24 protein-coding genes are annotated in these 25480 nt (G+C 32.0%); 15 read left to right on the top strand and 9 right to left on the bottom strand.

The genetic code is table 11. The annotated features are described in order from the left end of the window. Positions 1-7: 7 nt before the first annotated feature. Positions 8-1147: an endonuclease gene (locus ACXIHB_RS10735; RefSeq protein WP_462098224.1), complete on the top strand. Its 1140-nt coding sequence runs from the start codon at positions 8-10 to the stop codon at positions 1145-1147. A 10-nt stretch (positions 1148-1157) separates the two neighbouring features. Here the strand turns inward: ACXIHB_RS10735 and ACXIHB_RS10740 are convergent, their stop codons facing one another. Both ACXIHB_RS10740 and ACXIHB_RS10745 read right to left on the bottom strand, forming a co-directional pair. Then, a complete protein-coding gene (locus tag ACXIHB_RS10740; protein ID WP_462098225.1) occupies positions 1158-1847 on the bottom strand; it encodes a LytR/AlgR family response regulator transcription factor in 690 nt (229 codons plus the stop codon). Then, positions 1844-2647 (bottom strand): sensor histidine kinase, encoded by an 804-nt coding sequence (locus ACXIHB_RS10745; RefSeq protein ID WP_462098226.1) that lies wholly within the window; start codon positions 2645-2647, stop codon positions 1844-1846. Before ACXIHB_RS10745 ends, ACXIHB_RS10740 begins: the two co-directional genes overlap by 4 nt. Positions 2648-3012: 365 nt before the next feature. On the opposite strand from ACXIHB_RS10745, the gene ACXIHB_RS10750 reads away from it, so the two are divergent. After that, a complete protein-coding gene (locus tag ACXIHB_RS10750) occupies positions 3013-3396 on the top strand; it encodes a DUF1573 domain-containing protein (protein WP_125066371.1) in 384 nt (127 codons plus the stop codon). Positions 3397-3632: 236 nt separating this feature from the next. On the opposite strand, the gene ACXIHB_RS10755 is transcribed toward ACXIHB_RS10750, so the two are convergent. The 7 genes from ACXIHB_RS10755 to ACXIHB_RS10785 all read right to left on the bottom strand — a co-directional run bounded on the left by ACXIHB_RS10755 (position 3633) and on the right by ACXIHB_RS10785 (position 10398). Continuing rightward, a complete protein-coding gene (locus ACXIHB_RS10755) occupies positions 3633-4388 on the bottom strand; it encodes a succinate dehydrogenase/fumarate reductase iron-sulfur subunit (RefSeq protein ID WP_047788102.1) in 756 nt (251 codons plus the stop codon). A gap of 10 nt (positions 4389-4398) precedes the next feature. Then, complete coding sequence (locus ACXIHB_RS10760; protein WP_159610641.1) at positions 4399-6414, bottom strand: fumarate reductase/succinate dehydrogenase flavoprotein subunit; 2016 nt, start codon at positions 6412-6414, stop codon at positions 4399-4401. 12 nt (positions 6415-6426) lie between these two features. Beyond that, entirely contained in the window at positions 6427-7104 is a 678-nt protein-coding gene (locus ACXIHB_RS10765; RefSeq protein ID WP_125066374.1) for a succinate dehydrogenase cytochrome b subunit, read from the bottom strand. A gap of 194 nt (positions 7105-7298) precedes the next feature. Then, complete coding sequence (locus ACXIHB_RS10770) at positions 7299-8174, bottom strand: hypothetical protein (RefSeq protein ID WP_462098227.1); 876 nt, start codon at positions 8172-8174, stop codon at positions 7299-7301. Positions 8175-8290: 116 nt separating this feature from the next. Then, positions 8291-8971 carry an alpha/beta fold hydrolase gene (locus ACXIHB_RS10775; RefSeq protein WP_462098228.1) on the bottom strand — a complete coding sequence of 227 codons (681 nt, stop codon included), beginning with the start codon at positions 8969-8971 and terminating at the stop codon, positions 8291-8293. Next, entirely contained in the window at positions 8972-9592 is a 621-nt protein-coding gene (locus tag ACXIHB_RS10780; RefSeq protein ID WP_281979499.1) for a DUF6973 domain-containing protein, read from the bottom strand. A gap of 5 nt (positions 9593-9597) precedes the next feature. Further along, the gene (locus ACXIHB_RS10785; RefSeq protein WP_462098229.1) at positions 9598-10398 is read right to left on the bottom strand and encodes a S24 family peptidase; all 801 of its coding nucleotides are present in this window, start codon (positions 10396-10398) and stop codon (positions 9598-9600) included. Between the two features lie 313 nt (positions 10399-10711). Here ACXIHB_RS10785 and ACXIHB_RS10790 point away from each other — a divergent pair, with 313 nt between their 5' ends. From ACXIHB_RS10790 to ACXIHB_RS10850, 13 genes are all read left to right on the top strand, one after another. Then, positions 10712-14239, top strand: a complete 3528-nt coding sequence (locus ACXIHB_RS10790) for a hypothetical protein (protein ID WP_462098230.1) — start codon at positions 10712-10714, stop codon at positions 14237-14239. Between the two features lie 234 nt (positions 14240-14473). Beyond that, the gene (locus ACXIHB_RS10795) at positions 14474-17023 is read left to right on the top strand and encodes a YwqJ-related putative deaminase (protein WP_462098231.1); all 2550 of its coding nucleotides are present in this window, start codon (positions 14474-14476) and stop codon (positions 17021-17023) included. Positions 17024-17033: 10 nt separating this feature from the next. After that, the gene (locus ACXIHB_RS10800; protein WP_462098232.1) at positions 17034-17498 is read left to right on the top strand and encodes an SUKH-3 domain-containing protein; all 465 of its coding nucleotides are present in this window, start codon (positions 17034-17036) and stop codon (positions 17496-17498) included. Positions 17499-17726: 228 nt separating this feature from the next. Continuing rightward, positions 17727-18383 carry a hypothetical protein gene (locus tag ACXIHB_RS10805; protein WP_462098233.1) on the top strand — a complete coding sequence of 219 codons (657 nt, stop codon included), beginning with the start codon at positions 17727-17729 and terminating at the stop codon, positions 18381-18383. Positions 18384-18385: 2 nt separating this feature from the next. Further along, complete coding sequence (locus tag ACXIHB_RS10810; protein WP_462098234.1) at positions 18386-18724, top strand: hypothetical protein; 339 nt, start codon at positions 18386-18388, stop codon at positions 18722-18724. 310 nt (positions 18725-19034) lie between these two features. Then, positions 19035-19466, top strand: coding sequence for a TIGR02594 family protein (locus tag ACXIHB_RS10815; RefSeq protein ID WP_047788115.1), 432 nt, complete (start codon positions 19035-19037; stop codon positions 19464-19466). Beyond that, entirely contained in the window at positions 19459-19887 is a 429-nt protein-coding gene (locus tag ACXIHB_RS10820) for a phage holin family protein (RefSeq protein WP_462098235.1), read from the top strand. Before ACXIHB_RS10815 ends, ACXIHB_RS10820 begins: the two co-directional genes overlap by 8 nt. 67 nt (positions 19888-19954) lie before the next feature. Then, positions 19955-21112, top strand: a complete 1158-nt coding sequence (locus ACXIHB_RS10825; protein WP_462098236.1) for a hypothetical protein — start codon at positions 19955-19957, stop codon at positions 21110-21112. Between the two features lie 7 nt (positions 21113-21119). Further along, on the top strand, positions 21120-21266 hold the full coding sequence (locus ACXIHB_RS10830; RefSeq protein WP_462098237.1) for a hypothetical protein: 147 nt from the start codon (positions 21120-21122) through the stop codon (positions 21264-21266). 92 nt (positions 21267-21358) lie between these two features. After that, positions 21359-22369 carry a hypothetical protein gene (locus ACXIHB_RS10835; RefSeq protein WP_462098238.1) on the top strand — a complete coding sequence of 337 codons (1011 nt, stop codon included), beginning with the start codon at positions 21359-21361 and terminating at the stop codon, positions 22367-22369. 95 nt (positions 22370-22464) lie between these two features. Then, complete coding sequence (locus ACXIHB_RS10840; protein ID WP_462098239.1) at positions 22465-23463, top strand: hypothetical protein; 999 nt, start codon at positions 22465-22467, stop codon at positions 23461-23463. A 216-nt stretch (positions 23464-23679) separates the two neighbouring features. Beyond that, a complete protein-coding gene (locus tag ACXIHB_RS10845) occupies positions 23680-24279 on the top strand; it encodes a hypothetical protein (RefSeq protein WP_462098240.1) in 600 nt (199 codons plus the stop codon). Between the two features lie 145 nt (positions 24280-24424). Beyond that, positions 24425-25270, top strand: a complete 846-nt coding sequence (locus ACXIHB_RS10850; protein WP_073182401.1) for a helix-turn-helix domain-containing protein — start codon at positions 24425-24427, stop codon at positions 25268-25270. The last annotated feature ends 210 nt before the right edge of the window (positions 25271-25480 follow it).

Consider the following 25480-nt stretch of genomic DNA (forward strand, 5'->3'; position numbering starts at 1 on the left):
TAGAATCATGAAGAAAATAATAGGAATAATAACAATTTTAATGTTGTTTATTAATTGTGGAGGAAGTGATAGTGATGTTGTACCAACAGAAGACAAAGTAGTAGCTGTTGATGATTCCTTTGAGGCTGAAGAAAATAAAGAGAATGTATTGGCTAGTTTTTTAGAGAATGACACTTATACTTCGGGAAATGTAAAAGTAACGTTTGAGACTAGTTCTGCAAGAAATGGAACTATAGTTAGGAACAATAATGCTTTTATATACACGCCAGCACAAGATTTTGTAGGCACAGATTCTTTTAAGTATACCATTTGCAGTACAATTACGCCAAGTAATTGTTCAACTGCCATAGTAACTATCAGCGTAAAAGAAGACACTTCTGGTTCAGAAGGTAATTCAGGAAGTTTTAATATCCCTTCTGAATTATCAGAATATTATAAAGATGTAGACTTTACCTTAACAGGAAGTTCTTTAAAAGATGTTTTAGCTACTGAAATTATTAATAGTCATACTACCTTCTTAGATTATACGCCAGATGTTTGGAATGTATTAAAACAATCAGACTTAGACCCTAACGATAATAGCAAAGTAGTTTTAATTTATGGTCATGACGATACAGATGGTAATTATGTAACAGATAGAACTCGTAGTAAAGATGCCAATGGAGGAAATACAGGAGATTGGAATAGAGAGCATGTATACCCTAAGTCATTAGGAAATCCAAATTTAGGAACTTCAGGTCCAGGGGCAGATGCGCATCATTTAAGGCCTTCAGATGTAACTTTTAATTCTCAAAGAGGGAATAAATTATTTGCTGCAGGTACAGGGAATGCCGGAGACGTTTCAGGGAACTGGTACCCTGGTAATGAATGGAAAGGAGATGTCGCTCGTATGATGATGTATATGTACTTGCGATATGGAGATAGATGTTTACCAAAGAATGTAGCTGTCGGTTCTGTTACAGCTTCTGATAGCAATATGGTTACTTTATTGTTACAATGGAATGCTGAAGATCCTGTATCTGATTTAGAGATACAACGTAACAACGCAGTTGCTAATGCGCAAGGAAATAGAAATCCGTTTATTGATAATCCGTATTTAGCTACGGTTATTTGGAATGGTGATGCAGCTGAAAATACTTGGGAGTAGTCCCAATAACCTATTGATTCTTAATTTTTAAAAGAGTCAATAGGTTATTTTTATAAGTTCTACCAATAGGAATTTTGATGTTTTCTACATAAAGAAAAGTTCCTGTATATTTTTCAATCTTTTCTAAATTTACAATATATGATTTGTGTATTTGTACAAATTTGTTTGAATTTAGAGTTTCCTTCCAGTTTTTTAATGAATCTATAATCGTCAATTTTTTTGATGAGGTGATAAAATGCACATAGTTTCGATCAGATTCTAAGTATAAAATATCGGCTAGATATACTTTATGTATAATTTTATCTATATTCAAATAAGTAGCTTCTTTTTCTGAAGTTTTTGATTTTAATAATTGACTTTCTACTTTACTAATTGCTTTTAAAAAGCGATCAAAAGAAAAGGGTTTTACCAAATAATCAACAATTGTTTCTAACTCAAAACTACTCACTGCATAATCAGGGTAAGCCGTTGTAATAACTATTTTAGGAGGGTTTTTAACTGTTTTTATAAAGTCTAACCCAGAAATATCAGGTAAATTAATATCTAGAAAAATAACATCAACAGTATTATTTTTTAAAAACTCATTAGCTTCTATTGCTGTTTGAAAAGCATGTACAATTTCAGTATCTGGAATTTTACCGATATACTTTTTCAAAATAGCTTGCGCAGGCAACTCATCTTCAATAATTATACATTTCATAATTGATCTATTTTCAGTTCTACAGTAAAAACATCTCCTTTTTGATGAATGTAAAGAGAATGATTATCTGGATAAATTAATAGCAATCTCTTTTTTAAGTTTTCTAAGCCAATGGCTTTGGTATTTTTATTTGTGTTTATATTGAATTGATTACTACTTATTAAATGTAATTGATGGTTAGTAACGTTGATAAAAATACCAATCTTACTATGTGCAATGCTATGTTTAAAAGCATTTTCAATAATGGTAATTAAAAGGAGTGGAGCAATTTGGTATTGATTACTATCAGTTTTATAATGGTAATCAATTTCTTTCACTCCTTCAGTTCGAATTTTTTGAAAATCGATATAGTTTTGTATGAAAAGTAGTTCTTTTTCAAGAGAAACCTTTTCAGAAATTGTCTCATATAAGACATGTTTAAGGTTTTCTGAGAGTTTTAAGATTAAATCAGGGGTTTGGTTAGGTTTGTCAATAGAATACGCGTAAATCGTGTTTAAATTATTTAAGAGCACATGCGGATTTATTTGTGATTTTAAAAATTTCAATTCCATTTCTGTTCGTTCTTGGGTTGTTTGTGCTAATTTTTCTTGTCCGTCTAAAAACTTAAACAACATCCATATAAAAGAGAAAAATAATAGAGGGACTAGAGTTTGCCATAAATAATCGCTTAAACACTTCATAATGGAACATCCACAACGTGCAAAAACATTACAGTATAGTTGAGTTGCTAAAACAGAAATAAGAACAAAAGCAATTCCGTATAACACATACCATTTCTTTTTAACGAATAGCGGTAACAATAGTTGATTGTTAGTATACACGATAATGATAAGAATAAAAAAGTACTGTAAAAAAGGGTTTTCTGCCCAGTAATACTGGGTAAATACAAAAAGAGAGATAAAGATAAATAAAGCCCAAAAAAGTAGGTGGATTAGAATTTCAGCGCTATGTTTTTTTAAAAGGCTCATTGTGTATTTCAAAGTAAACAAAATATAAGCTGTAATCAAAGCAGAAAGTACCAACGACATTTTTCTTTGTATCAATAACATGTTATAAGTTGTTTGTACATGTTTTAAAGTAGTGTATACGATTAGTTTTTTTATGGGGATATATTAAGATAAATTCGAAGAAATAAAATATTTATTACTAACTAAAAATATTAAAAATGAGAAATACTGTATTATGTGTAATTGTAGGATTAATGGCAATCATGGCAAACGCTCAAGAGTTTCAATTTGAAACAGCATCAATCGATTACGGAAAAATTAAACAAGGCGCTGATGGGGTTCGTGTGTTTGAGTTTACAAATATTGGTACTGAACCGTTGATTATAAAAGATATTAAATCCACTTGTGGGTGTACAGTTCCTAAAAAACCAGAAAAACCAATTATGCCAGGTGAAAAAGGGCAAATAGAAGTATCATATGATACAAGAAGAGTAGGAGGGTTTTCAAAAGCCATTACGATTATATCGAATGCTAAAGCATCTAGAAAAATGTTAAAAATAAAAGGGCATGTTGAAAAAGAGAAAGAAAAAGATAGAGTTTAATAATTTAAAAGCCTGAGTTTATAAGCTCAGGCTTTTTATCTCTAATTGGAGATATGATTGATTTAGTAATAGATAGCCCCCCCGGATTACCATATTGTAATCATCGGAGACAAATGTATATGCTTTTCATTTCTTTAAATTTAAAAAAGGCATAAGTGTGTAAATATTAAGTATAAAAGAAGGTATAAAAAAACCGAAGCATTAGCCTCGGTTTTTTTATGTATAGGTGTTTTATTTTATCCTTTAAAGCTAGCTTTTAAGAACTCTGAGTTCATACGAGCAATGTTTTCTAAAGAAATTCCTTTCGGGCATTCAATTTCACAAGCTCCAGTATTAGTACAGTTACCAAAACCTTCTAAATCCATTTGAGCAACCATGTTTTTAACACGCTCAGTCGCTTCAACCTGTCCTTGAGGTAATAAAGCATATTGAGATACTTTTGCTCCAACAAATAACATGGCAGATGAGTTTTTACAAGTAGCAACACAAGCACCACAACCAATACATGTGGCAGCATCCATGGCTTTATCAGCATTTTCTTTAGGAACCAAGATAGCATTCGCATCTGTGGTGTTTCCTGATGTGTTTACTGAAATATAACCGCCTGCTTGTTGAATTCTTTCAAAAGAACCTCTATCAACCACTAAATCTTTAATTACTGGAAAAGCAGCAGCTCTAAATGGTTCAATTGTAATAGTATCTCCATCGTTAAACATACGCATGTGCAACTGACATGTAGTTACTCCACGATCTGGTCCGTGTGCTTCACCATTAATGTACATAGAACACATACCGCAAATTCCTTCACGACAGTCGTGGTCAAATGCTACAGGCTCTTCACCAGCATTAACTAATTGTTCGTTTAATACGTCCATCATTTCTAAGAAAGACATATGCTCGGAAATATCGGTCACCTTATATTCGACCATTTTCCCTTTATCGTTCGCTCCTTTTTGTCTCCAAATTTTTAGCGTAAGATTCATGTTACTCATATCTCTTTTCTTATTTGTATGAACGTTGTTTTAGTTCAATATCGTTAAACTCTAATTTTTCTTTGTGTAATACAGCATCAGCTGGTTCTCCTTTATACTCCCAAGCAGAAACGTAAGCAAAGTTTGCATCATCACGTTTTGCTTCTCCTTTTTGAGGTCCGTCTAATTCAACAGACTCTTCTCTAAAGTGTCCTCCACAAGACTCAGTTCTGTTTAAGGCATCTTTAGCAAATAACTCTCCTAACTCTAAGAAATCAGCAACTCTTCCTGCTTTTTCTAATTCTGGGTTCATTTCATTTGCACCTCCGGGAACTGTTACATTCTTCCAGAAATCTTCACGTAACGCTTTAATTTCAGCCATCGCTTCTTTTAAACCTTGTTCGTTACGTGCCATTCCACATTTTTCCCACATAATTTTTCCTAATTTCTTGTGGTAGTAATCTACAGAATGCTCTCCTTTATTGTTAATAAAGAAATCAATACGATCTTTAACCGCTTTTTCAGCTTCTTCAAATTCTTTAGTTTCAGTTGAAATTTTACCTGTACGGATATCGTTAGATAAATAATCACCAATTGTGTAAGGTAACACAAAGTATCCGTCAGCCAAACCTTGCATTAATGCAGAAGCTCCTAAACGGTTAGCACCGTGATCAGAGAAGTTTGCTTCACCAATAGCATAACAACCATCAATAGTAGTCATTAAGTTATAATCTACCCAAATTCCACCCATGGTGTAGTGAGTTGCAGGATAAATCATCATTGGTGTTTTGTATGGATTGTCATCTACAATCTTTTCATACATTTGGAATAAGTTCCCGTACTTAGCTTCTACTATTTTTTCACCTTCAGCAATAATTTTCTCTTGTGAAGGGTTTTTAATTCCATGTAATTTACATTGCTCTTTACCATAACGCTCAATAGCTGATTTAAAATCTAAGTAAACAGCTTCACCAGTAGCATTTACACCATAACCAGCATCACAACGCTCTTTTGCAGCACGAGAAGCCACATCTCGAGGTACTAAGTTACCAAAGGCAGGATATCTTCTTTCTAAGTAGTAATCTCTATCTTCTTCAGCAATTTGAGTTGGTTTTAATTTTCCTTCTCTAATAGCTAATACATCTTCCATTTTCTTAGGAACCCAAATACGACCATCGTTACGTAACGATTCAGACATTAGGGTTAGTTTAGACTGATAGTCTCCCGAACGAGGAATACAAGTTGGGTGAATTTGCGTGTAACAAGGATTCGCAAAGAATGCTCCTTTTTTGTGAACTTTCCAAGCAGCTGTAGCGTTAGATCCCATTGCGTTGGTTGATAAGAAATATACATTTCCATATCCACCAGAAGCAATTACTACTGCATGTGCAGAGTGACGCTCAATTTCACCAGTAACTAAGTTACGAGCTATAATACCACGAGCTTTTCCATCAACAATTACCAAATCTAACATTTCATGGCGATTGAACATTTCAATCTTACCACGAGCAATTTGACGGTTCATTGCAGAATATGCTCCTAATAATAACTGCTGACCAGTTTGTCCTTTCGCATAGAAAGTACGAGATACTAATACCCCACCAAACGAACGGTTATCTAATTGACCACCATAATCACGTGCAAAAGGAACTCCTTGAGCAACACATTGATCAATAATATTTGCAGAAACCTCAGCTAAACGATAAACGTTTGCTTCACGAGAACGGTAATCTCCACCTTTTACTGTATCATAAAATAAACGGTAAAAAGAATCACCATCACCTTGATAGTTTTTTGCTGCGTTAATACCACCTTGTGCTGCAATAGAGTGTGCACGACGAGGTGAATCTTGGTAAGCAAAAGCTTTAACGTTATATCCTAATTCTGCTAACGTTGCAGAAGCAGAACCACCCGCTAAACCAGTGCCCACTACAATAACGTCAATTAAACGTTTGTTAGCAGGGTTTACCAAGTCAATTTTATCTTTATAAGTTGTCCATTTATCTTTTAATGGACCTTTTGGAATTTTTGAATCTAAAGTTGCCATACTTGTTGCGTATTAGTGATTGAAATGATGAAATAATGCAATAATTACGAATCCTAACGGAATTAAGATTGCGTAAAGCTTACCAAAAGTTTTCAATCCTTTAGTATATTTATTATTTGCTCCCACAGATTGGAAAGCAGAATTAAATCCGTGTAATAAGTGTAATGCTAAGAAAACAAAAGCAATTACATAAGCACCAACTCTAATTGGGCTTAAAAACTTGTGTTGTAGTTCGTGGAAGTATCTAAACTCACCATCGTGTAAACCACTCCAGTCACCTTGAATAAATTTGGTGTTGATTTCTGGAAACCAAAAATCAATAAAGTGTAATACAATAAACGCTAAAATAGCAGCACCACTGTAAATCATGTTTCTACTCATCCAAGTAGAGTTTGCAGCTCCATTATTTTTAGCATAGCTAACCTTACGAGCACTTTTGTTTTTAATTTCTAAGATGAATCCCATTACAAAGTGAAATACTACACCAAATATTAAAATTGGTTGCATTACATATTGAACTAACGTATTTGTTCCCATAAAGTGCGACAATTTGTTAAATGTAGCTCCGTTATCTGGAAAAATCGAAGTAATGTTAATTGCAAAATGTTGTAATAAGAAAAACATCAGGAAGAATGCCGAAAGTGCCATGGCAAATTTTCTTCCGATAGAAGATTTTAGTAATCCGCTCATTATTTTGTTTGTTGATTAAATAATAGCACAAATTTAAGAGGATGATAGTACTTGAACAAACTTTACGAATTGTTTTGTTAAATATTTAGAATGGGTTTAAATAGAGGGTTTCTTTGGAGGTCTATGCATGTAAGGACAACCCTTTTGATTTAAAACGTATAAGTTATGTTTTTATACACTATAGTTGGCAAAAGTTATTCTATTTTTTGAGTATATTTTTCAGAGATTAGTTTTAAAGGAGTGATTTTAATTAAATTCTCTAAGTGATTGATAATACTTTCTTCCTCATAGTTTCCAAAACTTTCTAATCTGCCTTTTCTATCAAATGCTTTTATATATTCCTTATATTCTTTTGTACCAGGCTTTACTTTTATTGAATAGGATGTAACTCTTCCTTTAATTGACTTTGTAGAATATTTAGAAATAGTATCCTCAAGACTTTTAATTTCTTTTTTCAATATATTTCTTTCTTTTTCAACTGATTTTTTTCTTTGTTGAGACTCTTTTTTTAACTTTTTTTTGTCTAAAAAGAGAGTGTTGTAAGTTATTTTTATATTTATTTCAAAGTTTGAATTATATGTTTTTTTTAAAAAATAAAATGTTTCCTTTTCATTTGGATATATTGCTTTTGTAGAATAATCCATATTTAGTTTATCACCGTTGTATGAATTATTTAAATTTGTAGTAAATGCCTCAACTTCTTCAGTTAACATTTCTAATTCATTAGAAATAATCTCATGTGAGATTATTTCTTGCTCATTTTTTCCAACTATTTTCTCTTCTATTTCTATTAAGAAATAAGGTTTTTTTATTTTGTAAAAGTATAATTTATCAATATGATTATTTGACCAATCATTAAGTCTCAGCATATTAGGAAATATTAAAGTATCATTTGATTTATTCATTATTTCAAATGTTCCTGATATGTACTTACCATTTAGTTCTGAGTCTTTTCCTTTGAAATCAGATTGAGTAATTATTTTACAAGATTTTACTTTCAAACTAATTTCCTGTGCATTTATTATATGATAAAAGTTGCAAAGAACAAATGTGAGAATTATTTTTTTCATTTAAATTAGAGCGTATATTGATGTCAATCAAAACAAAGTTAATTATATTTTTTTGGTAACTTTGTGTAATTAATCGATTTTCTTTCTAAGATATCAAATTGTTTAAAGGCTAAGAATCAAACCAAATTTAATATATGAGTAAGTTCCTTTGGTTTTTCTAACGGAATCATATGACCGCAGTTCTTAATCATTATATATGTTCCTCTTTCAGTTTTATTGGCAAACTCTTTTAGTTTTTTTGGGTTGATAAGCGCATCGTTTTCGGCAGCAATAAAAAAGATAGGGATGTTTAAATTTAAAACTTCTTGTGAAATATTTAATCTAGTTGAAGTTGCTTTTAACTGACGAAGTAGTACGTCTTTTCCTAAATCGGCATCCATTTTTTTAATAACAGAAATAATTTCGGAATTACGGTGATTATCTGGGTGTAAAAACTGTTGAATTCTTGCTTGAGATATTCCTTTGTAGGTGTGCTTTTCTAAAAAGTCAATAGTGCTTTTTCTTAGTTGAATTTCTGAATCACTCAATCCATCAGTATTGGCAGCAACTATAACTAATTTTTTTACTTTTTCAGGATAATGAACACTAAAGTTCATAGCAGAAAACCCACCTAAAGAAAACCCAATAATTGTAGCAGGTTCTTCAATATGATTTAGTATAATCTGATTAATTTCTTCAAAAGAAGTTGCTGGAGTTATATCGATATGTACTGGAAGTATATTTTTTAGTTTAGGAAAAACATATTGCCATAAATCTACCGTACACATGGTACCTGAAATTACATATACTTTTTGCATTTATCTATTATAATTAGAACTAACCAAACATTTACTATTTTCCCATTTACCAAAAAGCCTTTTTTTAGGAATAACCTCATTATTACAAGTTAGAAAATTACTGTTTTTATCTTTCTTTATAATTTTTAACTTTCCTTGGTGTATAGCATTGATTACTCTGTAGATTAATCCATTTTTTGGAAGGTTGTTACCCTTTTTTGATAAAGTTAAGCCAACCTCATTATTAAATAAATCCATTTTTGAGGAAATCTTATCAGGAATAACACCATCTTCTAACTTTCTGTCTTTGTATGTTTTGTAGTTGTCTTTTTCGTGAGCTTTACCAAGTGAACGAGCAGCATTTTCTCCAATTTCTTGTTGTAATAAAGCCATCCAAAAAGCGTGACGAAAAGCATCTACTTGTCCACCTGCGTAATCCCCGTCTAGTAGGGGAGAAGCTCTTAAAGAGTCACTTACTCTTGATGCTTCACGTGAAACAATAAAAGCTTTTTTAGCTTTAAAAGGGTGGAGTAGTACCCATGTTTTTTGAGCTCCTTGTAGTTTTTTAAATTGTTGCCAGTTGGATTGGGCAGAGGTGTAAAAAGGGAGTAAAAGAACTAAAAAAAGCAGTTTTTTAAGCATAAAAATTAATTTTTACTGCTAATTTGCTCTTCTAATTCAACAATTTTACTTTCTAAATCGTGTAATCTATCATAAACATCAACAGGTTCAGGCATTTGTTTAGAGGCAAACATAGTTACATACCAAACTTCCATAATTTCCTCAGCATTTATAGTGTAGGTAGGGTAGTTTCCATCTTTGTTATCACTTTTTAAGATAAGTTTTCCTCTTTCTTCTATTCTATTAATTACACGTTTTAAAACAATACCATCATTTTTACTTACAATTACATATACACGACCATCTTTAATATCATGTAAATTCTCAACATACTTTCCAAAAACTAAATCTCCATCAAAAAAAGTACGCACCATAGAGTTTCCTTGTACTTCAAAACAACGAAAGGAGCCATTGTTAAGATGAGGCATATTAAAAGAAGGAAGTTGTTCTATATAATTTGAATCTCCATAACCATTTAAATAACCAGCTCTTGCTTGTATAGGAACATAAACCACGTTTTCATTACCTGAAGAATTCACAGAAACAACCTGAGGAACTCCAGAATATGTTTGAATATTTGTAGGTTCTGTTTTTAGCATTATATCACTTTTTCCAAATAAATAATCAGGATTAATGTTGAATTCATTAATAATAGAAGTAAGAACATCGTAACCAGGTTTTGTTTTTTTTCTACTACCGTCAGATTGAGGCCTCCCATTAATAATGCTATCTATAGTGGTTCCAGTAACACCTATTTTTTTTGAAAAAGAAAAGTTATTTAAGTTAAAAGCATCTCTAATTGCTGCTATTTTTTCGGAAATTCCCATAACATTTTATGTTTTTACATATTGCAAAAATAATTAAACTTTTGTTTGTTTAAATATGTAATATGTTTTATATTTGCCTCGTTAATGAATTGCTAATATACAAAAAAATTGTAATAATCAAACATTTGTGTGGTTTTAGCGATTGTGTTTTTAAGATTTCAACTTGATTTTCTTCACTTTTTTGAAATCTATACTCGTTTATTCAAACATTTTTTTGAATAAAACCAAAATCAAGAAAAAAAGAACTGTTAGAAAAGCAACTAAACAGGGCTCTTTTTGAGCTTGATTAAAAAATTAATTAAATTTTATAAAAATGAGTAAAAAACCAATCAAATCAAACCTATTTAGGTTTGTAACATTACGTAGTCCACAATTAATTGAAGACAAAGAAACTGGATTTGTTTCCTTTCCGGAAGAAAAAAAAGCAGAGAGTTTAGCCTTTAAGTCGGTAGAAAATGTAACTAGTGATGCAGAAAGAACAACGGCGTTAAAAGGAGCATATAATAATACCGTTGATTTTACACCCATAGTGAGTAGGGTAGAAATTAAAAATTTACATCCAGAGTTGTATCAGTTTTCAGGCTGGTTAATGCGTAACAAGTCAGTATTGTCTTATGCTAGTATTGAAGCAAATTTAAGCGGAGCACAAGAGCTTGCAATAAATGAGGAGTTTGTATTATGGGAAAATTTATTTCATCAAACGATAGACAAGGAGTCAATAGCTGTTAGAGAAGGATTGATTCAAATGTTGGTTGCCAATAAGTTTTTAAAAGCGTTTAATGCTTTTACGAATAGTTTTACAGAAGGTATAGAGGGGGAAATTGTTTTTACAGAAGAAAATGAAAAAGAATTTATACGTTTAGCGAATGCAAGTGTTATTGTACCAAAAGAAGTAATGCTTGCTGCACAAAACAAGTTTTCGTATACGACTCCTACGGTATCTAAAGCTTCTCAAGATTATATGCAATCACAACTAGATGTAGCACTGGCAAAAGATAGAATTCAACAGTACGAGGCTACTTTAAGAGAATTAGAACAAGCAGAAACTACGTATAAAAAAACAGAAAGTCTGCGTTATGAAACAGAGTTGAAGGTATACGATGCAACTATTGAGCAATTACAACAAGAAGCAGTACCTGAAGTTCAGCGAATTATTAATGAAGAGGGGTTCTCGAAAGAAATAACGGTTTATCCTAATTTACAGTTGCCAAAATTTGAGTTTGAAAACGCTACAGAAATTGATAGAGATGAAACTACTAGTTCATTTTCTACCACAACCTTAGATGTTTTAAACTTAAAAGAAATGGAGTCTTATGATAGTTTTAATGAGGTAAAACCATTGCTAAGGGAAAAAATAAAAAGAGATAATCAATTTGTGTACGACAGAACACCTGAAGAAACACAAAAGATTAATGTAGCTGGTACTGCTGTAACCTACAATGCCATGCAAAGTGTTCCATTGTATTCTTTTTCTGGAAAATTGGTACCAGCTTTGGCTTACGATAGAGATGCCATTTCTATGAGCATTAATGTAGGTTATACCAATGCTTACGTAACTAATGCTACTTACGAATTAAAAAGAGACTCAGGAGAAACTATTACAGGGACAAGTGTTAGAAAACTTTCTCAAATAGGAGATTTATTAAACTTACATTTTTTTCCAAATGGGGAGTTGTTAACTTTTGGTAAGCACATATTTTCCGGAGAATTAACGTTGAGTAATGGCGTAATGTTAAGTTTTAATACTTCACTTTTTATTGATTTGGAATTTATTGGAGGAGATTTTGAATTCCAATTACAAAGAATGATTAACAATACTGATTTTACAGGAAGTTATTCAGGGATAGCGACAAGAGTCGTAGAAGAAGGAGAACCAATAACGGAATCAGAAGCTGAAAATACGGTGTTGTATGGAGTTTCTCAATTAGGAATTGCTGATTTTAGACGGGTAGAACAAGAAGTTTGTTGTTATGTACCAGGTGAAGTTTCGCATATTGAAAACATCATGGCTCGTGAATACAAAGAGCGCTCTACTAGAAACTTAAATGTGTCAGAAAAAACATCCGAACAAAGCTCGGAAAAAGAAGTAGAAAACCTAACCGATACCACTTCTACTGAGCGCAATGAATTACAAAAAGAAGTATCTTCTGTAATTAATAAAGATAAGTCTACTAGCTTTGGAGCAAATGCCAGTTATTCCGGTTTTGGATTAAGTTTAGGTGTAAATTACAATACTTCTTCTAATAGCTCAATATCTAACTCAAATTCACAGGCACAAACCTATGCACAAGAGGTTACCGAAAGAGCTTTAGAGCGAGTGGTACAAAAAGTGAGTACTAAGCGTACGTCTCGAATGTTACGTGAGTTTGAGGAAAATAACACCCATGGATTTGATAACCGTAAAGGAGATAAGCATGTTACGGGTGTATATCGTTGGGTGGATAAGGTATACAAAAACAAATTAGTCAATTATGGAAAACGCTTGATGTATGAATTTGCGTTACCAGAACCAGCTAAGTTTTATATTGAATCATATATAAAAAAGAATGGTGGAGATGAGATAACAAAAGAAGGGTTAATTATTCCTAAAAAACCAGTACACCCTAAAGATTTGATTAATGGTGGAGTTGGTAATGCAAGAGATATAAATGAAAATAATTATCAAAGAATATCGTCTATTTATGGAGCGAATGTTAATGCGCCTATTGAAAATAACATAAAAATAGGTAAGTCTTTTAAAAAGGATGACAAGAACTATGAATCTACAGGGTTTTCCTCGAATGAGATAAAAGTACCAAGAGATTATGCTGCATTTAAAGGGACAGTGTATTGGGCTATTACTCATAAAGTTAATAAATATACATCATTGACTATTGGGTTAGGAGATTCTTTAAAAAAGGTAGTAGGAAACAGTTCAATTAAAACTGCTGACTATGACTTTTCAGATAATTATGTAGATTCTGTACCGTTTTCATACCGTGCTTGGGAGATACATTCAGGGAGTTTTAATGTGACTATTCATTGTAAAAGAACTGATGAAGCTTACCAAAAATGGCAAAATGAAACATATGAAGCTATTCTTCTCGCTTATCAAGAACGTTTGTTAGAGTATAATAATTTTATGGCTAATGAAGCTACAAAAAACAAGCCAAAGGAATTAAACTCTCAAATCAATCGTAGTATAGAAAAGCGTGAGTTAAAACGCATTGCCATTGATTTAATGGCTAAACCTCATGAGGTTGAAACGACAGGAGATCATTATAAAGCAAACTCTTCTAAAGAATTGAAAGGAGGAATAGATGATAAAGAAAAGTTCCAGGAACACGCTGAAACGGTAAAATTTTTCGAGCAAGCTTTTGATTGGGAAATTATGGCGTATACTTTTTATCCGTATTTCTATGGAGCTAAAGCTAACTGGGATGCCAATTTTGAGTATAATGAAGGTAGCGATCCTATTTTTCAAGCCTTTTTACAAAGTGGTATGGCAAGATCAGTAGTGCCTGTGCGTCCAGGTTTTGAAGAAATGGTAAACTGGTATATGAAAACAGGAGAAGCTTGGTTTGGGCAAGGAATGGTTACCGATATGGACAACGATTTATACGTTTCTATTGCCGAAGAAATGCAAACTATTGAAGGTGAAGTAGAAGGTACTTGGGAAACTCGTGTACCAACAACCTTAACCGTGTTACAAGCAGATTCTGTAGTATTAAACGAAGGAGGTTTACCGTGTAATCCAAATTGTGAAGGTCAAGGCTTATTTGATGTAAGTACTTATAAGATAGGACAGGGACCTGATGGTGTAGATTACGATATTGTAGGCGAGACCAACAATGTAGCATAAGTGCAGTAAAAATGTTTGTTTAACAAACATTTTTCTATACACACAGTCACAAACCTCACCCTATATTTTTTTACGTCATTGCGAAAAAAATGAAGCAATCTATGTATCAAGAGTTTTAAACTTAAAGGATTGCCAAGTATAGCTCGTAATAACATTTCTAATACTCTTCTCTTTGCTTTAAAAGAGAAGAGCAGGGTGAGGTTTGTTTTTTATTAATTATAAAAAATAAAAAATATGCATGCTCATGAATATGGAAGCAAACATTTTAAACACAAAACCAATTTTAAAGATTTGGTAGTGTTTTCAGATGTTCAGCAACAAAAAATAAAAGAAACCGCAGTTCCAAGTCCCAATATATATGTAGAAATAGAAAAAGGAGTACAACATCCCAATAAGTGGTTTTTACATATCAATAGTACATTATCTGGAGAATATGGAGATTTTTTTTTGCAAGAAAATCCACAACCAGTAGGTGAAATTTTAAATGATTTTGATTACGATATAAGTCCAGAAAACACAGCGTTTATAAAGTCGTATTTTGACTTTAGTTTTGGAGAAATTGCCTATTATAAAATAAACGAAAAGTTTTATATAAAGCTTTGGGGAGACATCCTTAAAGATGATGCTTTTTTTGAGATTCAAAACAGCTCAAAGTCAAAACAGAAAGAAGAAGTCAGCATTGAATACGATGCGTTTATTACGGTATTTGTTTCAGATAACGGAGCAAAACTAGAAAGAGCGTACCAAAATATTACCAAAGTAAATACACATCAAATAGTGGTGTTTATAGAATCTGGTGGAGGCACGAATGCTTTTGGTACGGTATTCAGAATTCATAAAGGAAAAAATGTAAAAACTTTACCAGAGGTAGATAGGTTAACTCTTTCTAAAGTAGCAAAAGCTTTTGGAGTTCAGGTACAAACCAATGACCTTTCTGAAATGATCAAAGAAGAATTAGCAGAGGAAGATAGTGTGTTTTATTTGTTGGTTACTAAAAAGCTACTGAAAGGAGGAAGAATCATACGATGGTCTACCAAAGATGTTTTTACAGATATATCAGGTGGGTTAAAAAACGCAAGTAAAGAAGTAAACAAATTAAAGTTAGGAGAAGAACGGTGGAATACGGCTTTTAAAGATGAATCCGGGTCTAAATACAATCCGTTATTACCTAAATTACGAGGAGAAGGTAATTTGTTTGATGTAGAAAAGTTTAGCAACGACGTTTATAAAACCTATATACAACCAGCAGCTACACAAGCCACTTCAATAGCAAAATTACTGCTTAAAAAAGGACGATTTGCAAAACTGATTCCGTTTGATATTAGTAAGGCAATAGAGGTGTTGGATGCTATTCCTAAACAGCTACAAGACTTTTTTGATAGCGTATCAAACCATTTGTTGGATTTATACGAATATATCAATGGATTGTTAGTAGGATTAATTAACAGTATTATAGAGTTTGTTAAATCGTTTATTGATATTTTAGCAATGCTCTTTGATGTGCTAAACGCAGCCATACAAAGCACCGAGTTCTTTGAAAATCCTGCTAGTTACCTAAGTTTGTTTGCAGAGAGTTTTGAAAACCTTATTGATGGTTTTGTAGCGCTGTTTACGCTTGAGAATTTAAAAGCTATTTTCGGTTTTATAGCTAGTATGCCAGCGTATGCTGTAAAAATTGTATTTAGGTTTTTAACCTCAGGTATAAAAGTAAAAATAGACCCAGGGGCCTTAGGGTATTATATTGGTTTCTTTGTTGGTTTTGTAGCTTCAGAGGTAGCTACCTTCTTTTTAACAGGAGGAACAGGAACGATTGCTAAAGCGTTAAAAGAAACGTTACGATCTTATAAAACGTTAGCAGAAATACCTAAAAAAGCAGCAAAAGCGTTAGGGAATACTGTACAATTTGGTATCGATACATTTGTAAAGTTAGGTACTATTATTGCAGACTTTATAAAAAACATTCCAAAACACCTTAAAACACTAAAAAAATGGATTGATGAGTTTTTTGAAGGGTTGTCTAAGGTAACGAGAACTTTTAGGGATGATATTTATACACTTTTTGAAAAGTTTGATGTAGCTATTAAAAAAGTGCCACAGCAACCTGTATTGGCGAGTGGTGTTCCAGTGCCTGTTGGAGAAAATCTATATGCTTTAGTAAAAGATGGTAAAGAGCTTTTCAGGGGAACAAAAAAAGAAATAGATGAGTTTTCAAAACTTCTAGATAGAATAGAAGAAAAGAAACAACATAAATTTATTGATAGGGTTTTAGAAAAAGCTAAAAAGTCTATCAAGATAAGTAAACAAGGACTTATAAGACTTGATGCGTTTGTTGATGAAGCTTTGCAAATCCCAATAGATAATAGGCCTGGAGCTGCGGCAATATTAGAGGGAACAATTAATGGGAAAATGAAGACTATAGTAAGTTACTCATCAAAAGGGTTGAGAAAAAAAGAAATAAGAAATAATAGACATAAGCTAGTTGACGAGTGGTTGGAGATTATAGTAAAGAAAGAGTATCCAAAAATTTACAGAAGGAAAAACCATGGGAGGTGTGCTGAGCCAGTTAATATTTCTGAATGGTTATTTCAGGTAGAAAAATCATTAGGAATTAAGAAAAATAGTATATCGATAGAACAAGCTAGAGTAGCTTTTGCAGATGTAATATCAAAAGCTAAAAGAGTTCATAACTCACCTAAGAGTAAGTTAGCACACGGATTACACAAGAGTGCTTGTGACTCATGTAACCCGTTATTAGAATATTTTAATATTAGAGAAGTTTTTTAAAATAAAGATTATGAAATTTAAAAAAGAAGTACAAGAATTATTTAAGAAAGCAGGTTGGTATGAGGGGAGAAATGTAAGAGAGGTTTTTGATAAAGTATCAAGATTTAATGAGTATCCTGAGTTTTTAAAAGAATTTTTATATGAATATGGAGATTTAAAAGTAGAGACTGATACTGAATTTGCAAAAGGAATTCTAGATTTTACAGTTGTTTCTTCAGGGTTTTATGAAATAGAAGAGAGCTTAGATAATCCAAGGTATTATGGCAATATTATTACTTTTCCTTTAGCAGATTATCATTTAGATTCTGCATCACTGGAATGTGATTCGGAAGGAAGGGTATATATGGTTGGAGATTTTCCAACACTAATGTCAGAAGATTTTAAAACAGGTGTAGAAAAAGTAATTATGGAAGATTATTCCGATACTAAAGAGTGGCATCCTGATGTCAAAGAATGGAAAGAAGAACCTTATTAATTTAGTTATGAAGCACTCGTTATAAACGAGTGCTTTTTTCTTTTATAAGAACACCTTAAAACACTAAGAAAATGGTTAGGTGAGTTTTTTGTAAAGTTAGAGGCAAAAGCATTACTTATAGATAATGTTGCCTATACGTTTGTAGACCCAATTACAGCTTTAGGAAAAACCTTTTTTGATATTGTAAGAAGGAATGCTTGGAAAAAGTTAAATGGCCTTGGGGTAACTATGGTTAAAAATGAAGATGGATTATATTCGTTTTTGTATGATGGGAAAATTATAGGAGAAAATTTAACTGAAAAACAAGCAGAAGAGTTTTTAAAAGAACTGTTTACGAAAACTAAAGATAAGTCAGGCGATATAGTTAAAAAGTATTTGGATGAGTTAAAAGTCAGGTTAAGAAAGATTAAGAAGTACAATTTTAAAAGTCAGTCAATTAGGAAAAAGTATCTTGGGGAGGAGTCAACAGATATTGTAGAGCGTTGGTCTTGGCCTTATTCGGTAAAATATCTGGACGATATAGAACGAATAGAGTATAAAGTATTGATAAAGGAAGGAAAACTATATAATCAAAAAGGACAATTAATAGATACTCTTGAAGCGGGCACGCTAAGTTTTAATTCTCAAAAGGCCATATTTGTTATGGATAGGGACGGGACTATTTATTTGTCTAATTTTTATGAGCCAAAGTATTTTCACCACTCGAGTTTTTTAGCAGGAAAACCTGTTTGTGCTGCTGGTGAAATTAAGGTTATTGCTGGTGAAATCAAAGAAGTGAATATTTCTAGTGGTCACTATGAGCCAACATATAAGCTAAATATGCAGTTTATTGAACTCTTAGAAAAAGAATATAACATTAAAATTAATTTAAAAGACGAATATTAATTATGAGAAGAATAAAAGCGCATTTAATGACCCCTATTTTTTATCTATATAAAATAGAAGAAGTTGGGCAGATTCAAATGAATAAAAAGATGGCGAAAAAATTTAAAGACATTTACGATAAAAATACGAGGGTTGAAATTTTTGAATCCCTACAATGGGCTGAAGAAAATAAAGATTTTAGCTTTGAATCTATAATGGAGGATGCTCCTGTAAGAGGAAAGTTAAAATTTACAAATGAGGAAGTTTATGATTATTTAATGAACTTTAAAAAGTTTATGGAAAATGAAGAGTATGGTTTACTAACAGATGATAAGCCAACAAATAGACCTTGGGAAAAATAATTAGAAGTTAAAAAGTTAAAAACCGCCTAAATTTTAGGTGGTTTTTTTTATGTAAAAAGTTATAGGGAATTTTCAAGAATACCCTAAATTAAAACATAATGCAAAATATTTGTAATTTGTTTTGTTTTTAGTTGTAATATGTTGTATATTTGTCTTGCTTTTCTAACAGTTCATTGTTATTTATTAATCTTTAATGTAAGCAGAAACGAAAAAAAGTTATGATTAACCCCTTTCAGGTCTAGAAAAAAGAAAAAGAATCAACAACTTACAAGTTTTGTCTGCAAACGCTTTTAAAAAATTAAACATTTGTATGAATAATTTAATATCAGTAGCGTTATCGCAATACGGAGTCAAAGAGGTGAAAGGCTCAAAAGATCATCCTCAAATTGTAAACTATTTTACTTCATTAGGTTTTGATGGAGGAAAATTTAAAGATGAAACCGCTTGGTGTAGTGCCTTTGCAAATTGGGTAGCCAAAAAAGCAGGTTATGAACACACTAACCAATTAACAGCGCGTAGTTGGTTGTCGGTAGGAGATTCTACTACAAATCCAGAACCAGGAGATGTGGTAGTTTTATGGAGAGAAAACCCTAATAGCTGGAAAGGACATGTTGGGTTCTTAATTAAAGAAACCAAACGATATGTATACCTATTAGGAGGTAATCAAGGAAATAGTGTAAGCATTAAAGCATATCCTAAAAACAGGGTATTAGACTTTAGAAAACTAAAAAAGAATGGATAAATTTTCGCATTTCATTTTTTGGTTGCTTGCTTTACTGTCGCCTTTAAATGGAGTGTTAACTACCATGATGTTACTAATCGTAGTTGATTTTATTACAGGAGCCTATGCCTCTTTAAAATTACAAATACCTATAAAAAGCGAACGAATTGGACATACCATTTCTAAGTTTGTTATTTATAACTTGGTAATAATATCAGCTTATTTTTTAGAAAAACACATTGTAAATGAAGTTCCTTTTTTAAAAATAATAGCAGGATTTATAGCTATTACCGAAACTAAGTCAATTTTAGAAAACTACAACAAAATTTATGGAGTAAACCCCTTTAAAGCATTGCACAGTTTGTTAAAACAAGCGGGTATGCAAAGTACCTTAGAGCAAACAACCAAAAAACAAAAAAACAACGACAAAGAAAAAGTTTAGTCGCTAACACTCTTTTTAGCGTCTCTTTTTTATCAAAAAAAATTAAAAACGATAAAAAAGAACAAAAATGAAACAAAACAAAGAAACATTAAAACAGTTTTTTGAAACAGGCGATAAACCTACTCAAGAACAGTATTCCGATTTAATTGATAGTTATATCGATGCAAAACAACCCGAAGGAGAAGCAAACCGAAGGTTTGTAATTGATGAAACAGGAGAGGTAAGTGTAGCTTCTGATAAACAGGTGCCTGAGTATCAGTCAGGAGCTAATATTCTTATTGATAATACAGATCCAGATAGACCTATAATAAATGGTGATACAAGCAACCTAGTACCATATACGGGAGCTACACAGGATGTGGACTTAGGAGAACATATATTAAAAGTTGGAAAAGAAATAATCAGACCTAATAAAGCAAAGTATGAAACATATTTATTAGATGACTCTAACAGACCTATCTTTAGAAATATTAAATCTATATGGAATGGTTTTTCTTACGTGCCTGTAAGTTCAGCTTTAGGTTTTGGCTTTAAATCTTTAGAAGAGGCACATGGTCTTGAATTAACAGGTTTTGGAGATAACACTTTAAGATATAATAATGGTAGTTATAATGTTGGAGTAGGGACTACTTCTTTGTCTTTTAATACTTCTGATCACAATACTGGAGTAGGTTATTATACATTAAGGTTTAATGAAGGTACATATAATACAGCAGTTGGAGCAGGAGCAGCTGATAGTTTTAATGGTTTATATCTTCAAAGAAAATCTTTTAGCAATACGGATGTAAATATTGCTACAAACAGAATTACACTTCCTAGTCATAATTTAGGTCCAAACAATAAAGTTATCCTACTTAAATATAAAAAGACAAGTGGTGCTAATATTAATGGGTTTACAGGCTCTGGAATACAGCAATATAAAATTATAGATAGTGATACTATTGAAGCTTTTAATTTTGAATTGTCAGGGACAAACTCAACAGGTACTCATACCTTTGAGTTTCAAGAAGTATTTAATAATACAACTGTTTTAGGAGCTAGAGCAAAAGCATCAAAATCAAATCAAGTTGTTTTAGGCGGTCCAGGAACTCAGGAGGTTACAACGCAAGGAGATTATGTAAGTACCATGCCATCTAGAGGCATGGTATTAACAACTCCTGATGGTACAAAACAATACCGTATTAGTATCGATGACTCAGGAAACATTATAACAACTTTAATTTAGATGAGTAATGGATAAAGAGCAAAAAGAAGCACTTACATTTTTAATTAAATGTACAGAATACGCACAAAGTAAAGGTGTTTTTAGCTTATTAGAAGCTAGCACATCATTAAACTCTATAAATATATTAATGCCCTTATTAGAAGAGAAAGAATAAAAAAAACAAAAGTCTAGCCACTAACAAAAGCAGTTTTTAGCGGCTCTTTTTTATCAAAAATTAATAATTAAAGACAGATAAAAAAGAACAAAATGAAACAAAACAAAGAAACCTTAAAGCAATTTTTTGAGACAGGCGATAAACCTACTCAAGAGCAGTATTCCGATTTAATTGATAGTTATATCGATGCAAAACAACCTGAAGGGGAAGCGAACCGAAGGTTTGTAATTGATGAAACAGGAGAGGTAAGTGTAGCTTCTGAACAACAAGTACCTGGATATACATTATCTCCCATTTCTGGAACTAACACCGTTGACTTATTAAAAGATGGAGTAAGTGTATCACAAATTGACTTAACACCGTATTTAGACAATATAAATTTAGCACGATTGGTATCAGGAACTGTTGATGCTAATGGATTGGCAACGTTTACACGAGAGGATAACTCTACGTTTACAGTAGATTTGAGTAACTTAAAAGATACTGCTCCTCAATACCAAGCAGGTTCAAACATTACAATTGATACTACAAATCCTCTACAACCCATAATTAATGCGACAACAGGCAGCGGAGTAGTTACCGATTTATCATATGATGCAGCAACAAGAACGGTAGCTTCTAGCACAGGAACAGATGCAGTTTTACCTTTAGCTGATGCTACGAATGCTGGTTTGCAAAAAGCAAATTTTTATGAGGAAGGGATATTTACGCCTACTTTAGTTGACCTAGGTGGAGGAGCAACTTATGCTTTTAATGGTCAAGGTGTTTATTCAAGAGTAGGAAATAGTGTAACTTTTTCATATAGTATTAATAATGTAACTACAACAGGAACACCAACAGGAGAATTAATAATAGGTGGATTTCCTTTTAACATTTTTAACATTTTTGATGTTGAAAAAAGCACAAATATTATTATTTCTACGGGGGGAAATGTTAATTACGACCTGTTATATACTAGCCCGTTTTCTAGCAATCAATTTCGTGTGTTAAAACACGATAATGGGACAGTAGGAAACCCGGTGAATTACTACTCATCAGTATCATTTACAGATGGTTCTATAAAAGTTTCGGGTACTTATCAGACGAACGTATACTCTTCATAAATTAAAAAACAAAAGTCTAGCCACTAGCAAATCCAGTTTTTAGCGGCTCTTTTTTATCATAAAAATAATTTAAAAACGATAAAAAAGAACAAAAAATGAAACAAAACAAAGAAACCTTAAAACAATTTTTTGAAACAGGTGATAAGCCAACACAACAACAATATGCCGATTTAATTGATAGTTATATAGATGCCAAACAACCTGAAGGAGAAGCCAACCGAAGGTTTGTCATTGATGAAACAGGAGAAGTAAATGTTGCTTCTGAGCAACAAATACCTGAATATACATTATCTCCTATTTCTGAAACTAACACCGTTGATTTATTAAAAGACGGAGTAAGCGTATCACAAATTGATTTAACACCGTATTTAGACAATGCCAATTTAGCACGATTGGTATCAGGTACTGTTGACGTTAATGGGATAGCTACATTTACACGTGATGATAATTCAACTTTTATGGTAGATTTAAGTAACTTGAAAGATAGTGTTCCTCAATATCAAGCAGGAACAAATATTACCATTGATACTACAGATCCTCTACAACCTATAATTAATGCGACAGCAGGCAGTGGAGGAACTACAGATTTATCCTACAATGCAGCAACAAGAACTTTAACTTCTAGCACAGGAACTGATGTAGATTTACCTTTAGCAAATGCTACCAATGCAGGCTTACAAAAAGCGGATTTTTATGAGGAAGGGACTTTTACACCTTCTTTGATAGCTCAACGAGGAGGAGGAACTTATGATATATCAATTTCATCAGGAGAATATATAAGAGTAGGAAATAACGTATCTTTCTATTTAACTTTGAATGATATAAACACTACTGGGACTCCTACAGGTAACCTTATTATCAACGGATTACCATTTTCAACTATTAATGCTGAAACTCCTTTGAGCATTTCTTTTTTTGTAGGTGCTAGTTATAGCCATTACAGTATCTATGCTAGCTTAACATCAAATACAATAAATTTTAATGTTAATACAACATTAAATGGTAGTAATGGAGCTATAGTAACATCTTGTAGTTTTGTTTCTGGTAAAATAGTGGTTTCAGGAACATACATCACAAACGTATACACCCCATAACCAACAACTAAAGTCTAGCCACTAACATTCGTTTTTAGTGGTTCTTTTTCCTGTTAATTTTTAGTGTTTGGTGTCATTTCGACGAGATATGAGGAGAAATCTCATCTTTAAGAGATTTTACGTCACTCATTCTTCGCTCTTTGAACTGACAAACATTTTTCTAATACCAGTTAGAATTTCAAGTTGTAAAAGGTATAAACCCTAAAACAAAATAGCATGAATTTTTTTAATCATAAAACCGACAGGTTATTATTGGGTGTCATTATAGTGCTGTTATTTATCAATCTTTTTACTAAGAGAAATCAAAAATTAGTACCTCAAGAACCTAAAATAACTGTCGTAAAAGACACCGTTTGGCAAACCAAAATAGATACGTTTAAGGTACAAACCATTAAATACCAAAAAGTGTATGTCCATAAAAATGATGTAACCAAGATTGTAAAAGACACCATTTTTATCAAAGACACTAACGACTATGTAACCGCAAAAATATACCGAGATACTTTAAAGAATGCCGATATAGAAATTTATAACTACGATTTGGTAAAAGGAAAATTGTTAGATAGTCAGTTATCGTATAAACTCAAAGTACCCCGAGAAATAACTATTACCAAAACGATTGAGCATCCAAAAACCTACAGAAGTGGCTTGTATCTCTTTACCGAAATAGGAGGAAATCCACAAACCTTTGACAACCTTAGTTTCGGATTACAATACAACCGAAAAGGAAAATGGTTTGCTAGTTACCGATTAAATATCAACCAACTCAATCAACCAACTCATAATGTAGGTGTAGGGTATCGATTGTTGAATTAAAAGAATTAATTTTCAACCATAGAAGTTAAAAATTCGTTTTAATACCCGAACAATAAACTATTCGGGTATTAAAACGAATTTTAAGTTTTTAAAAAACTTGTCAGCTCTCTCTATTTTTTTCGACAAACAATAAAACTATGTATAAATGGCGGTACAAGATATTCAAAACTATTCCTATCAAAATATTTTTTCGTTACAAACAGTTCAGTTTGAAGAATCATGTGTAGTAAACTCACCACAGCAAATAAATCAATACAAAGTATTTTGGATAAAAGAAGGAACAGGTAAGTATAATATCGATTTTAAAAGTTACTCTTTTGAAGATGGAGTATTATTTTTTTTATCACCAGGACAAGTATTTTCAGTAGATTCCGAAAAAATTAAAGAAGCCTATCAACTTAGTTTTACAAGAGATTTTTATTGTATTCAAACACACGATGCAGAGGTATCATGTAATGGAGTATTGTTTAATAATATATATGAAACACCTTTTGTAGTACCTTCAGAAAAAGAAACGCAAAAATTAGATTTTATTCTTCAAAACCTAAAAGAAGAGTTTGAGTTAGAAGAAACAGCCCAATACGATATGCTACAATCGCTTTTAAAACAGTTTATTGTATATTCAGTACGAATAAAAAAAGAAAAAGATGTTGTAAAAGAGAGTGTAGAAACCAAGCTTTTTAAAGATTTTAGCCTGTTGGTAGAGCAAAATTTTAAAAAGATACACCGAGTTACAGGATATGCTTATCGGTTAGGCTTATCACCAAAATCACTAACAAAACACCTTCAAAAAATAGGAACAGAAACACCAAGCGACTTTATAAAAAATAGAATTATTACCGAAGCAAAAAGACTGTTGTTGTACACAGATGATTCTATTAAACAAGTTGCTTTTGATTTAGGGTTTAATGATCCTGCGTACTTTTCTCGGTTTTTTACCAAAGCTACAGGGCAATCGCCAAAACAATTTAAAAGAAGCTATAGCTTATAAAAGAAAAAACCACGCAACGCGTGGTAAACTACACAACTAATAAAGTTTTTTGTTACACTAATACAAACAACCTTTTCGACGCCTTAAAAGTACTACTATAAACGTGTCGTTACGTTACCTGTATTTTACGAAACCATGAATTAAAAGCTAGTTTTTTGTAAGAAAAATGTTAGCAAAAATAGCTAGTCCAAGTTTTAAGAACCTTTGTCC

This window comes from Tenacibaculum sp. IMCC1, assembly GCF_054906355.1.